The sequence below is a fragment of the bacterium genome, assembly GCA_016716565.1.
GTDB lineage: Bacteria > Bacteroidota > Ignavibacteria > Ignavibacteriales > Ignavibacteriaceae > IGN2.
In genome coordinates this window covers 225,895-239,159 of record JADJWC010000002.1, presented here as the reverse complement: position 1 = coordinate 239,159, position 13,265 = coordinate 225,895, and the positions used below count along the sequence as shown (strand labels likewise).

General features: G+C 37.0%; 12 protein-coding genes and 1 pseudogene. 12 read left to right on the top strand and 1 reads right to left on the bottom strand.

From position 1 onward, the window contains the following. Positions 1-20 precede the first annotated feature (20 nt). The 12 genes and pseudogenes from IPM14_07735 to IPM14_07680 all read left to right on the top strand — a co-directional run bounded on the left by IPM14_07735 (position 21) and on the right by IPM14_07680 (position 8,735). Complete coding sequence (locus IPM14_07735; protein MBK9097997.1) at positions 21-1,016, top strand: DNA-directed RNA polymerase subunit alpha; 996 nt, start codon at positions 21-23, stop codon at positions 1,014-1,016. A gap of 18 nt (positions 1,017-1,034) precedes the next feature. Continuing rightward, a pseudogene (rplQ, locus tag IPM14_07730) lies at positions 1,035-1,525 on the top strand (50S ribosomal protein L17). Between the two features lie 62 nt (positions 1,526-1,587). Then, positions 1,588-2,172 carry a YihA family ribosome biogenesis GTP-binding protein gene (locus IPM14_07725; GenBank protein ID MBK9097996.1) on the top strand — a complete coding sequence of 195 codons (585 nt, stop codon included), beginning with the start codon at positions 1,588-1,590 and terminating at the stop codon, positions 2,170-2,172. An 80-nt stretch (positions 2,173-2,252) separates the two neighbouring features. Beyond that, complete coding sequence (locus tag IPM14_07720; protein MBK9097995.1) at positions 2,253-4,106, top strand: GAF domain-containing protein; 1,854 nt, start codon at positions 2,253-2,255, stop codon at positions 4,104-4,106. A gap of 17 nt (positions 4,107-4,123) precedes the next feature. Next, positions 4,124-5,287, top strand: coding sequence for a phosphopentomutase (locus IPM14_07715; GenBank protein ID MBK9097994.1), 1,164 nt, complete (start codon positions 4,124-4,126; stop codon positions 5,285-5,287). A 10-nt stretch (positions 5,288-5,297) separates the two neighbouring features. Continuing rightward, on the top strand, positions 5,298-5,576 hold the full coding sequence (locus tag IPM14_07710; protein MBK9097993.1) for a hypothetical protein: 279 nt from the start codon (positions 5,298-5,300) through the stop codon (positions 5,574-5,576). Next, positions 5,569-5,943 (top strand): hypothetical protein, encoded by a 375-nt coding sequence (locus tag IPM14_07705; GenBank protein MBK9097992.1) that lies wholly within the window; start codon positions 5,569-5,571, stop codon positions 5,941-5,943. Before IPM14_07710 ends, IPM14_07705 begins: the two co-directional genes overlap by 8 nt. Next, the gene (locus IPM14_07700) at positions 5,944-6,216 is read left to right on the top strand and encodes a EutN/CcmL family microcompartment protein (protein ID MBK9097991.1); all 273 of its coding nucleotides are present in this window, start codon (positions 5,944-5,946) and stop codon (positions 6,214-6,216) included. A 23-nt stretch (positions 6,217-6,239) separates the two neighbouring features. After that, positions 6,240-6,527, top strand: a complete 288-nt coding sequence (locus IPM14_07695) for a EutN/CcmL family microcompartment protein (GenBank protein ID MBK9097990.1) — start codon at positions 6,240-6,242, stop codon at positions 6,525-6,527. Continuing rightward, on the top strand, positions 6,524-7,378 hold the full coding sequence (locus IPM14_07690) for an RNA polymerase sigma factor RpoD/SigA (GenBank protein ID MBK9097989.1): 855 nt from the start codon (positions 6,524-6,526) through the stop codon (positions 7,376-7,378). Before IPM14_07695 ends, IPM14_07690 begins: the two co-directional genes overlap by 4 nt. Before the next feature lie 2 nt (positions 7,379-7,380). Further along, positions 7,381-8,070, top strand: a complete 690-nt coding sequence (locus tag IPM14_07685) for a C40 family peptidase (GenBank protein ID MBK9097988.1) — start codon at positions 7,381-7,383, stop codon at positions 8,068-8,070. Between the two features lie 197 nt (positions 8,071-8,267). Further along, positions 8,268-8,735: a hypothetical protein gene (locus IPM14_07680; protein MBK9097987.1), complete on the top strand. Its 468-nt coding sequence runs from the start codon at positions 8,268-8,270 to the stop codon at positions 8,733-8,735. Between the two features lie 622 nt (positions 8,736-9,357). On the opposite strand, the gene IPM14_07675 is transcribed toward IPM14_07680, so the two are convergent. Further along, positions 9,358-12,954 (bottom strand): vitamin B12-dependent ribonucleotide reductase, encoded by a 3,597-nt coding sequence (locus IPM14_07675; protein ID MBK9097986.1) that lies wholly within the window; start codon positions 12,952-12,954, stop codon positions 9,358-9,360. Positions 12,955-13,265 lie beyond the last annotated feature (311 nt).

Here is a 13,265-nt window from a genome sequence, read left to right as displayed (position 1 = left end):
AATCTTAGAGGGATTTATTAATGAATACATCACATTTAATTATGCCGGAGTCAGTGGTTTTAGATGAAGCCAACTACTCAAATACATTTGGTAGATTTTCACTTCAACCGCTGGAAAGAGGATTCGGAGTTACTTTAGGTAATTCTTTAAGAAGAGTGCTTCTATCATCTCTGCCTGGTGCTGCAATCACCTCAGTTAAATTCAGTGGAATTTTGCATGAATTTACAACCATTCCGGGTGTAGTTGAGGACGTTTCTGAAATCGTTTTGAACCTGAAACAGGTTAGAATGAAATTTTTAACAAAAAAGCCTAATAAGATTGATCTATCATTTAATGGCGATACAAACTGGACTGCAGCTGATATTCAAAAAGCAAGCAACGAAATTGAAATACTTAATCCTGAACTTCATATTGCCACATTAAGTAAGAGTGCTAAGTTCGACGTCGAACTTCGGGTAGGTAAAGGAACCGGTTATGTTCCTGCAGTTGAAAATTCTTCACCTGATCAGGCAATCGGTGTTATCCCGATTGATTCTATCTTCACCCCGATTAGAAATGTGAAGATGACAGTTGAAAATGTTAGAATTGGCGATAAGAATGATTTCGAAAAACTTATGCTCGAAATTTCAACTGATGGTTCAATCACTCCTGATGACGCACTTACACAGGCAGCAAAAATTCTCCGTGAACATGTGCAGTTGTTTATTAATTTCGATATTGAACAGGAAGAAGAGCAGCCTGTTATTCAAAAGGATACTGAATTTGATCGAATCAAGAAGATCCTTCTTACACCCGTTGATGATCTCGAATTGAGTGTGAGATCGCATAACTGCCTGAAAGCAGCAAACATAAAAATACTCGGAGATTTGGTTAAAAAAGATGAAGCTGAAATGTTGAAGTTCAGAAATTTCGGAAGAAAATCTCTGGCTGAACTTATGGAAATTGTTGAAGACCTCGGAATTGAATTCGGAATGGATGTAGATAAATATCTTAAAGTAGAAGCAGAAGCTAAATAAAACGATAAAGGTAATCAGATGAGACACAATGTTAAGGGAAGAAAATTAGGTAGAACTGCCAGCCATCGGAAAGCTACTCTTAATTCGCTTATAACTTCTCTCTTAAAGCATAAAAGAATAAAGACAACGCTTGCCAAAGCAAAAGAGACCAGAACTTTTGCTGAGAAGCTTGTAACAAAAGCCCGCAAAGGTGATTTGCATCAAAGAAGCAGGTGATGGATATAATAAAGGATAAAGAGGTAGTTAAAGAATTATTCTCTGAAATTATTCCAAAGATTGGTGAAAGACCCGGTGGATATACACGGGTTATTAAATTAGGTCATAGGATGGGTGATGCAGCTCAGATGGCGATAATTGAACTTGTTGACTACAATGAAGTAGTTACAGCCAGAGCGGAGCAGCAGAAAGAGAAACGTGAAGCAAAGGCTAAAGAGAAAGAAGCAAAAGCGAAGTCTGAAAAAGAAAATCAGATGCTTGAAGAACAAGCTGCTGAAGTTCCTAAAAAATAATTTAACATATTTTTTGTATTATAAGAGTAATCGAATTTCCGGTTACTCTTTTTTTATTAATAATGTTTAAAGATATTCATTTTGTAAAATCGGTATTTGAAACTTTTGATTTGCCGAAGATTGAATTACCTCAGCTGATACTCTGTGGCAGATCTAATGTTGGCAAGTCTTCATTCATTAACAGCATATCTAACAGGAAAGGACTTGCCAGGACAAGCTCAACTCCGGGCAAGACACGATCAATAAACTTTTATGAAGCGGACAAAACTTTTCTAATCGTTGATTTACCTGGTTTTGGTTATGCAAAAACCAGTCAGAAGGAAAGAGAAAAGTGGGGGAAACTTGTTTCAAAATACATACTTGAATCGAAGCAAATACATCATGCTTTTCACCTGATTGATCCGAGATATAAACCAACAGAGCTGGATAAGCAACTGAATTTATGGCTGAAAAGTGCCCGAAAAGATTATTCTGTAATTCTTAACAAAGCAGATAAGCTCAACCAGTCTGAAAATCATAGAGCGGTTAAACAAATTATTTCTGTTTTCCCCGAGCTTGAGCTTAATAAAAATCTGTTTCTTTATTCATCTGTAACCGGTAAGTGGAAGAAGCCGGTTCAAAAAAAAATTGCCGAACTGTTCTTTTAATTTGAAGTGAATGTTATTTTTTAACATTTAGTTGTTAAATTTATTCTACAAATTATTTTTTCCTATTTAATCGTCACATGCTGGATAAAAGACAACGCAAAAGAATTTTAATTTTCCTTGTAATTCCTATACTTGCGTCCGGTCTTTTCTTTAGTGACGATCTTATCATCCGTCTGATCATAATTGGTTTGCTCGTAATTTATGTTGCATTTATAATCTTTTTACGTGACTCAATTAGATTTTCTGGCGGGTATTCCATCTCAGAAGCCGAAGAGACAATTCCAGAAACTGTACCGACAGGTCATTCTGATCACGAAGAGTCTTTTAAAATCGTGTCAAAGAACAGAAACATTGATGTAATAACTGATGAGACATATAGACCTGAATACGGTGTTTCCAAGACTACTTTAAAACCTCATGATCTTAAAGAGCGATTTGACGAAATAGTAAAAGAAACACTGCCTCCCGGTACCGGCCACGATGAGCAGTTTGGCTTTGTGATTGAAAGAATGCTCACGGTAATGACAGAACTTTATAACGCTCATTCCGCGATATACTTCTGGTATAATAAGAAAAAAGAAAAATTAATTATCGAAAAATCAATATCATCTTCCAACCAGCTTACAAAAAGAAAATTTGATATCGAGGATGATGTACTTAGTAAAATAGTTGAATCAGGTGAACCAGAACTATTAACGGATATATCACGTGCTGCCGAAGCCGATGTTATCAGGTATTATGACGCACCGCAGGGAATAAAAAGTTTTGCCGGTGTGCCGGTTTTCTACAATAATGAGCTGGTAGCAATAATAGCAATTGATTCTAAAGTTGAAGATGCATTTGGTATAGAAACTATTTATTCTCTCGGCAGGTTTATAAGACTAATAACAATGCTGATTGGAATCTTTGAAGAAAAATACAGTGATACGATTTCACAGAAGAGACTTGAAGGGCTGTTGAAAATCTTAGGACCTGAGAATGAATTTGAAGATGAAAAGGAAATGATTAATGCACTTCCAGAAGCGTTGAAAAGCATGATCAAATGGGATGCATTCGTATTTATCTATTTTGAACCTATTGAGAAAATCTTTAAAACTATAAAAGTTGAAAACACAACCGCACTAAAATATATAGGGACTGAATTACAGATTGATATTAACGGGACTTTGGTAGGTAAATCAATTGTAACAGGCATTCCGGTGAAAATTGATGATACTTCAACAGGGAACTATAAGAGGTTCTCTCGCGCAGAAGATGTTTCGTTTGATGGTTCATTTCTTACAATACCATTGATATACAATAAACAGAATTATGGTGTAATCTGTTTTGAGAGCTTAAAGAAAAATGCTTACAGTAATAATGATGTTCAGTTCCTCAAAAAATCTCTCAATGTTCTGGCTTACATTATTTACACGCATTCCACTCAAAAGCTGCTGAAGAACCTGACTTCGGTTGATTTTGAAACAAGAGCACTCAATGCCTCTTCTTTCAAAGAAAGATTACTTGTTGATTTAATAAAATCAAAACAGCTGGAAGTCCCTGGAACTATTGCTTTGATTAAAATTGATGACTTTATTGAACAGGAATCTCTCTTCGATGATAACCCGCTGCCAAAAGTAGTATCGACAATTTCAGAAATTATTTCCGATGAAATGACTCCCTTGAATCTTTTTGGAAGACTTGATGACAGGATTTTTGCCATCTACTTTTTTAATGCTTCAACAAAGAATGTGTTCGTCTGGGCTGAAAAAATTCGTGTTAAGATTGCCCGCAAACCAATAGCAGTAGTCTCCAAACAAACAACTTTCACAGTATCTATTGGCATTGCTTCAACTACAAATAAAGATAATGTCGATGAAGTGCTGCACAATGCTAATCTCGCTCTTACTAAAGCTCTCGAAAAAGGCGGAAACGCCGTCCTCAATGTAAATTAAATATTTCGTTCACTGAGATGAAAAACTTCTTTGTAATTGTTCTTGATGGAGTTGGAATCGGCGAACTTCCTGATGCTCATAAATACAAAGATGAAGGCAGCAACACATTATGCAATATTGCTGAAGCGGTCAATGGTTTACATCTTCCAAATCTGGAATCACTCGGTCTTGGAAATATTGAGCGAGTAAAAGGTATCCGAACAGTTACCAAACCCGAAGCATCTTTCGGCAAAATGGCTGAAATATCTGAAGGAAAAGATTCAACAACAGGTCATTGGGAACTTGCCGGACTCCACGTTACTACTGATTTTTCTTATTTCCCAAAAGGTTTTAACAGCGATATTGTTAGCAGATTTATAAAGGAGACTGGATGCAAAGGAATTTTAGGCAATAAACCTGCTTCCGGAACTGTAATAATTGATGAACTTGGTGAGGAACATATCGGGACTGGTTTCCCGATAATTTATACTTCAGCAGATTCTGTTTTCCAAATCGCAGCACACGAAGAAGTCATTCCACTCAAGAAGCTTTATGAAATCTGTTCCATTACTCGTGAAAAAGTTTTAGAATATCCTTTGCAAGTCGGGAGAGTGATTGCTCGTCCTTTTATAGGAACTCCCGGAAATTTTACCAGAACTAAAAACAGAAAAGATTTTTCACTGGATCCACCTGAGCCAACAATTCTTGATATTCTTTCAACTCATAATATTACCACAGTAGGTATCGGTAAGATAAACGATCTATTCAACTATAAAGGAATTAAGAAACAATTGTTGACGAAGTCAAACGAAGAAGGCTGTGAACAACTATTGAAATGTGCAGTCGAATCAAAGGGTGGTTTTATTTTTGCAAATCTTGTAGATTTCGATGTGTATTTCGGACATAGAAATGATCCGGAAGGTTTTGCGCAAAAGCTGGTGGAATTCGATCAGTTTCTTCCAGCATTTTTAGATAAGCTTGATGAGAGTGACAGACTGATTATTACAGCTGACCATGGTAACGATCCGACTACTCCAAGTACTGATCACAGCAGGGAGTATGTTCCCTTGCTTTATTACAAAAAAGGTGTTACAGGAAAAAATCTTGGTGTAAGAAAAACGTTTTCGGACGTAGCAAAAACAGCAGCAGATTTTTTTAGCGTTAAAAATAATCTGAATGGCGTCAGTTTCTTAAATGAATAGGTAGGAATGAATGCAACAGCAGGAATTGTTCATTGATATAGATGATAAAAGCTCTGATAATACTATTTCCGAAAGAATTGGTGATTTAATAAGCTCTGGTTATAAATCAGTAAAGCTGGGTATCAGGTCTACTTTTCAAAAAAAAGAGAACGAAATTGAATTGGATCTGATTCAGTTCAAAAAGATAAAAGAAATCCAGGACTTACCGGATTGGGTTATAATTAAATTAATTCTTGCTGCAGGTTCATTGAGAGAAAGCAGCTTTAAAGACCGGTTTCTGAATGACTAAGTATCTATTAGAAACTGATGTGTTGGTTGATTATCTGGTATCAAATGAAAATAATTATTTAATGAACCTGATGCAGACCGGAATTTGCTTTACTACCGTTTTGAATGCTGCTGAAATTTTAGCTGTCTGCAAAATCGATGAAGAGAAATCTGCAGTTCGTAGCGTTCTGGATTCATTAAAGGTGCTTGGTCTGCATTCACGATATGCGTTAAGTGTTCCGGATTTTGCCGGTAAAACCACTAATGATCGTGATGCTTTGTTTGCTGTTGTTTCGTCAATAAATAAACTGCCGATTGTAACTTTAAATCCAGATCGGTACATTAAAACAGGTTTAAAAATCATTCATCCACAAGAAGTGGGAGCTTAAATGTTTCTTGGAAGAGTTATTGGGACCGTCTGGTCAACAAAAAAAGATGAAAATCTTGTTGGTGCAAAATTTTTAATTGTCCGTGAACTTACTATTGATTTGAAAGAGAAAGATAGATTCGTTGTTGCAGTAGACAGTGTTGGTGCCGGAGAAGGAGAAGTTGTTCTGGTTGCAACAGGAAGTTCCTCAAGAATGACCAGCTTTACGAAAGATAAGCCTGTTGATGCAGTAATTATGGGCATTGTAGATAAGCTTGATGTGGCAGAAAAATAAATTTAAAATTTAGCGAGCAGAAATTGTTCCTCGGAAAAGTAATTGGAAATATCTGGGCAACGCGGAAGCATCCGTCATTGAGCAATTTTAAGCTGATGATAGTACAACCGTTAAATGGTGAACTGGAGAAAACCGGAGATCCGATTATTGCTGTTGATACAGTTGGTTCAGGTCCAGGTGAAATTATTTATTACATAACAGCATCTGAAGCTGTGATTCCGTTGCCTGTTGACATGGCTCCAGTTGACGCATCAATTGTTGGAATTGTTGATTCAGTTAACTCTGAAAAATCGGGTAAGAGCAAGTCGTGAAAATCACAAAGCAATTTACACAAAGAGATTCGCAGGCGCTGGATAAATATTTCCACGACATCGGGAAAGTTACTCTGCTTACTGCCGAGCAGGAGATAGAGCTTGCAAGAAAAATCAAAGAAGGCGACGCAGGTGCTCTCGAAAAATTAACCAAGGCAAATTTGCGGTTTGTGGTTAGTGTTGCAAAGCAATATCAGAATCAGGGGCTTTCACTTGGCGATTTGATAAATGAAGGCAATCTCGGACTAATTAAAGCTGCGAGAAGATTTGATGAAACGCGCGGCTTTAAATTTATTTCGTATGCTGTATGGTGGATTCGCCAATCAATTATGCAAGCGCTTGCAGAACAATCACGAATTGTAAGACTTCCTTTGAATCGTGTCGGTGCTTTAAATAAAATCGGTAAAGCATACAGTAATCTGGAGCAGGAATTCGAAAGAGAACCGAGTCCCGAAGAGTTGGCAGAAGAACTCCAAATGGACGTTGAGGAAGTTTCTGAAGCAATGAATTTGTCAGCAAAACACTTATCAATGGATGCACCTTTTTCATCAAGCGAAGAAAATCGTCTTCTTGATGTACTTGAAAATCCGGACGAACCTTCACCCGACGACACTTTAATGAATGAATCGTTCAGAGAAGAAATTCAGAGAGCTTTATCCAAGCTTTCAGCGCGAGAAGCAGAAGTGGTAAAACTTTATTTCGGAATAGATTGTGATGAACCGCTAACTCTGGAAGAGATTGGTGAAAAGTTCAATCTGACTCGTGAAAGAGTCCGCCAGATCAAAGAAAAAGCCATTCGACGGCTGCGAAATACAACCCGAAGCAAGGAATTAAAAAAATATCTTGGCTGAAGTTGAGAATCCCAATTGCGCAAATATTCATTTTCTTCTTTTCATTGCTGCTTATTTTCTCCTGCTCATCAAGCAACACTATCCGTTTTGGTAAAAAAACTCCCGACGAAGACAAAGATAAATCTTCTGTAAGGTTTACTTCCGAAGATGACTCAATGATCGTAGATCTTAACCTGGATTTAAAAGATCCAAGCGAACTACCATTAGAAGAACCGGATGTTGACGTTTCAAGTCTTCTCGCAGTAAAAGAAACTGAATACACATTTGATGTTCCGGGATATGATTATACGACTATTAGGGAAAAGATGCTAATGGAAATTATCAAATACCTAGGAACTCCATACAAATATGGCGGGAACACAAAAGCCGGAATGGATTGTTCTGCATTTACTCAGATAATTTTTAAGGATGTTTTCAATCTTCCACTCGAACGATCTGCGAGATTACAGTACACACAGGGAAGCGTAATTGATAAAGGCGAAGAGCTGAAAGTTGGTGACCTTGTATTTTTTAACACACGAAAAAGAGTAAAGCCCGGGCACGTTGGTATTTACATTGGCGATAATCTCTTTGCGCACGCAAGCACAAAAAAAGGTGTAACTATAACTGCGCTTGATTATGATTATTACTCAAGAACCTATATGGGTGCGAGACGGTTTGAATCGAATGGGTTGACGGAGAAAACGCAATGATGGGTATTGTAAATTCAAATTGATTATTTGGTTTGTATTACTGAAATTAATCCGGATGATAGATATGCACGAACTATTTTTAAATATTAAGATTTTGAGGAAATTTTAACACAAATGGAACGTTGATATGCAACTGTACGCATATCTACGTTCTTTAAGCAATAAATCATTGCAGTATAAGTATTAGTTAGGTGTTTATGAAAATACCAATCTCAATTTTAATTCTTATTTCAGTTCTAATTTCTGCTTGTTGTACTTTTAAGAGAATAGGTAATATGGTTTCTTCTAAAACCGAAAAGGAAATTAAAGAATACTGGTTTGATGAAATCAGAACCGCGGAACCAACTGATAAAATATGTTATTTGGATTCATACTTGCCAAATCAATATTATCCGAATGAGTATGAATTTATTGATACATTTTACAATGATAAACACATTCTTTTTGCTGCACTTTTAGGTCCTTATGGTATTTTCTCAAAATTCACGACAGTTTTAGCACAACAAAAAGATTCTCTTTTTATACTTAATCTAGCCACTGAATCTCACGGTAAATTCATTTACAAGGGCATAGCCAGTTTATCACAATCAGACTTTTCTATTATTGTTGATTCAATAAATTCATTATCAAATGATATTTTACAAAATAACAATAGTAAGACTTAATTAGACACGGTTGAATTAAATAGTTGTATTGCATTAAGAACAGTTGAGATTGAAAAATTTAAAAATGATACAACAGGTAAATACGTTTTAGTTTATGATCCTAATAGCGTTGATCATCAAAAAGGTGTGACTTACACATATTACGAAACTGTCGATGAAATCAAATCAGATTGCTTTGATAAGCAAGTCATCTGTGTATTAGTAAACAACCTAAATAAAGATTTAACTTATTTACCAAACCCATCAAACGTGGTAGATAGTAGTGAAACTGGCTTAAACTATGTAGGACGATTAACAGAAATTTTTAATTGTATAGAATGGAAACGGTTATATTAAATAAACACCTAACCCGTGCCTCAAGCTGACTGCCAATTCGCATTTGGCATTTTAGAGGTTTTCGGGTTTGTCGTTTCGTGTAAAGTTTGCTGTTCAAGGTGTTCGTTCTAATTAATTAACTTGCAAACCGTGCTTGCAAAGAAAGATAAGCACAGTTTGCTTAATCATTGGCTGTTGTGTTTTAGTTCTGCATTCTTGTTATGGGCAGCAGCTTAGGCACAACACCGTTAATAAAAAAGCCATTCCTTTTGAGAATGGCTTTTACGTAACTAATATTTCTTAGAAATTAACTACAACCCGAAGTAGAGCCGCAGGTCATACATTTCAGGCAGGTTCCGTTTCTTACCATTGTCATACTTTGGCATTCTGTGCAGATATCGCCAGTGTAACCGCGTTCAATTGCCATTTTAACTTGTGTATTCAATTCAGCTTTTTTACTAGTTGCAGTTGGCATATCACGCTTTAAGTGTGAGTTTTGAGGTCTTGTGGGTTTAGAGAAATCATCCACATTATCTTTATCAAGCTCGACAAGTCTTTCACTTACGATTTCTTCGCTTATAAAATCAGGTTCAGCAAACTTCTTAACAATCCCCGGAGAAGCTTTTGATTTAATTTCTTCAGGCTCAATATGTGCGAGATCAAATCGATTTAAATAAGTAACCGCAAGCTCTCTGAATATATAATCAATTACAGAAGTAGCCATCTTAATTTTTTCGTTGCCGGTTACAATTCCGCTCGGTTCAAATCTTGTAAATACAAATGCATCCACGAACTCTTCTAATGGAACGCCGTGCTGCAATCCAAGCGAAATTGAAATTGCAAAGCAGTTCAGCAAGCTTCGGAATGCTGCGCCTTCACGATGCATATCGATAAATATTTCACCAATCTGTCCGTTATCATATTCACCGGTTCTGATGTAAACGGATTGCCCGTTAATTTTTGCTTTCTGTGTATAACCAGATCTTCTGTCCGGTAACCTTCTCCTCTTTGCTATATAGCGGTGTATTATTCTTTCCGCAACTTTTACCATATCGTGCTTTTCTTTGTCTTCAATCAATGCTTCAACATCTTCTTCACTCAAAGTATTCAACGGCTGCGAAAGCTTTGAACCATCCCTGTAAAGCGCATTAGCTTTTACTCCCAACTTCCAGGATTGCATATAAGCATCTTTTACATCTTCAATTGTTGATTGGTTAGGAAGATTGATTGTCTTTGAAATTGCACCGGAAATAAACGGCTGTGCTGCAGCCATCATCTTAATATGTGCCAATGCACGAATGAATCTTGTCCCTTTCTTTCCGCATTTGTTAGCGCAATCGAAAACAGGGTAGTGTTCGTGTCTTAGGAATGGAGCGCCTTCAATCGTCATAGTCCCGCAGACGTAATCGTTTGCAGATGCAATTTCCTGCCGGGAAAATCCAATTTCTTCTAAAAGGTTGAAATCAAAGCGGTCAATTTTAGATTCATCAATTTCAAGATTGTTGAGAAGGAAATCTCTTCCCAACGTAAACTGATTAAAAGCAAAGCTGATTTCAAATACTGTTGGTAGCGTCTTTTCAACTTTGGAAATGGCTTCTTCAGTAAAACCTTTAGCTTTCAATGATTCCGGGTTGATATATGGACAACCTTGCAGCGTTCCCTGACCATTTGCGTACTTCACAATTTCGTTTATCTGGTCTTTATTATATCCTAATCTTTCCAAGGCAGGTGGAATGGACTGATTGATAATTTTGAAATAACCACCGCCGGCAAGCTTCTTGAATTTCACAAGTGCGAAGTCTGGTTCAACACCGGTAGTATCGCAATCCATCACAAGTCCTATTGTTCCTGTTGGAGCGATAACGGTAACCTGTGCATTACGAAATCCGAACTGCTCACCAAGTTCCAGCGCTCTGTCAGCATCTTCTCTTGCTGCTTTCAACAAATCTGATGGACAGTGTTTGGGATTAATTCCAACCGGATAAATTTTTAGGTTTTCATATTCCTCATTTGGAACATTGTAAGCTGCTCGTTTATGATTTCTGATTACACGAAGCATATGTTTTTTATTCTGCTTAAAACCCGGGAAAGATCCAAGTTCTTTGCTCATTTCTGCGGAAGCGGTATAGGCTGACATATGCATTATTGCAGTCAAAGCTCCGCAGATCGCAAATCCTTCATTACTGTCATAAGGAATTCCCTGAAGCATAAGTAAAGTTCCGAGGTTTGCATAACCTAAACCAAGAGTTCTGTACTCATAACTTAATTTTGCAATATTTCTGCTCGGGAATTGCGCCATCGTAACACTGATTTCAAGAACTATTGTCCATATCCTCGAAGCGTGACGGTATTCATCAACACTAAATTTCTTTTCTTTGATATTGTAGAACTTAACAAGATTGAGTGAAGCGAGATTGCACGCAGTATCATCAAGAAACATATACTCACTGCAAGGATTTGATGCACGAATTTCACCGCTTTCAGGACAGGTGTGCCAATCATTAATGTTATTATGAAATTGGATTCCGGGATCAGCAGAAGACCACGCAGCGAATGAAATATCATTCCATAAATCTCTTGCTCTTAAAGTTTTACATGGCTTTGGATTCCGGTTTTCATTTTTTGCTTTTCGTTTTTCTATTCTCCAGTACAAATTCCAATCTTTATCATCAAGAACTGCATTCATAAAATCGTTAGTAACTCTGATGGAGTTATTTGAATTTTGTCCTGAAACAGTAGCATAAGAATCTGAATTCCAATCAGTGTCATATTCAGGAAATTCAATTGATTTGAAACCCTGTTTTGCAAGCTGGATAACCCGCTCAATGTAATTATTTGGTATCATTGCTTTGCGGGCTTCAAGAACTGCTGCTTTTAATCTTTTATTTACATGCTTGTTGAATCTGTCATTTTCAGGATGCTCGGAATGGCAGGCTGACATAATATTATTTAAATGGAAATTAGCGAGCTGCGATCCTGCAACAAGTGAAGCAACTTTCTGTTCTTCAACCACTTTCCAATTAACAAATTCTTCAATATCAGGATGATCAAGATCAAGTGTGACCATTTTTGCTGCTCTTCTGGTTGTTCCGCCTGATTTAATTGCACCAGCAGAGCGATCACCTATCTTCAGGAATGACATCAAACCTGAGGATTTGCCGCCGCCGCTCAGAGGCTCGTTATTTCCTCTTAAATCGGAAAAGTTTGAACCAGTTCCGGAACCATATTTAAATAGCCTGGCTTCACGAACCCAGAGATCCATTATTCCGCCTTCATTTACTAAGTCATCACTCACAGATTGAATGAAACAGGCGTGCGGCTGAGGGTGAGTGTAAGCATCTGTCGATGAAACCAATTCACCGGTTTGGTAATCGACATAATAATGTCCCTGAGAAGGTCCGGTAATTCCATAAGCCCAATTTAAGCCCGTATTGAACCATTGTGGGCTGTTTGGAGCGGCATACTGGTTTGCAAGCATATACATTAGTTCATCATAAAAAGCTTTGGCATCTTCTTCTGTATCAAAATAACCGCCTTTCCAGCCCCAGTAAGTCCAGCAGCCAGCCAATCTGTGGAAAACCTGGCGGGAATCACGCTCGGAGGTAAAACGGTCATCTTCGGGGAGAGTATTAAGTCGATCTTTGTCAGCTACTGATGGCTGCAGCCACTCAGGAACACCTTCTTCAAAAGCTTTTACCAGGAGTTTCGGGATGCCGGCTTTTCTGAAATACTTTTGTGCGATGATATCTGTGGCTACCTGTGACCAGCTTTCAGGGACAGATACATCTTCCATTTTAAATACAATTGAGCCATCGGGATTTTTTATCTCGGATCTGCGCTTTGCAAATTTGATTGTTGAAAGAGGGTCTTTACCAGCTGTAGTGAAAAGTCTTTTTACCTGCATCAAACTCTCCCGGTTTTTAGTTGGTCAAAAATTATTGAATAAAAGTTATTTAAAAGAAGAAGGATATTCACTTAATAAGTAATTATTTTAAAATAACAAAAAAACTATTAAATTGATTTTGAGTTGGAGTCTAAAGGAAGTAAAACTTCTTTGAAGAAGAAACAGCATAACAAGTTTTCAAAATTTTTTTACTCCAACAAGGCAATGCTAACTTCATAATATTTTTTAAAAATTGCAAATTAAATTTGCCACGTTTGGAAAAATTTTTTTTCTGTTTTCTCGTTTTAAATTTTGATTTGAATCTAAAATTT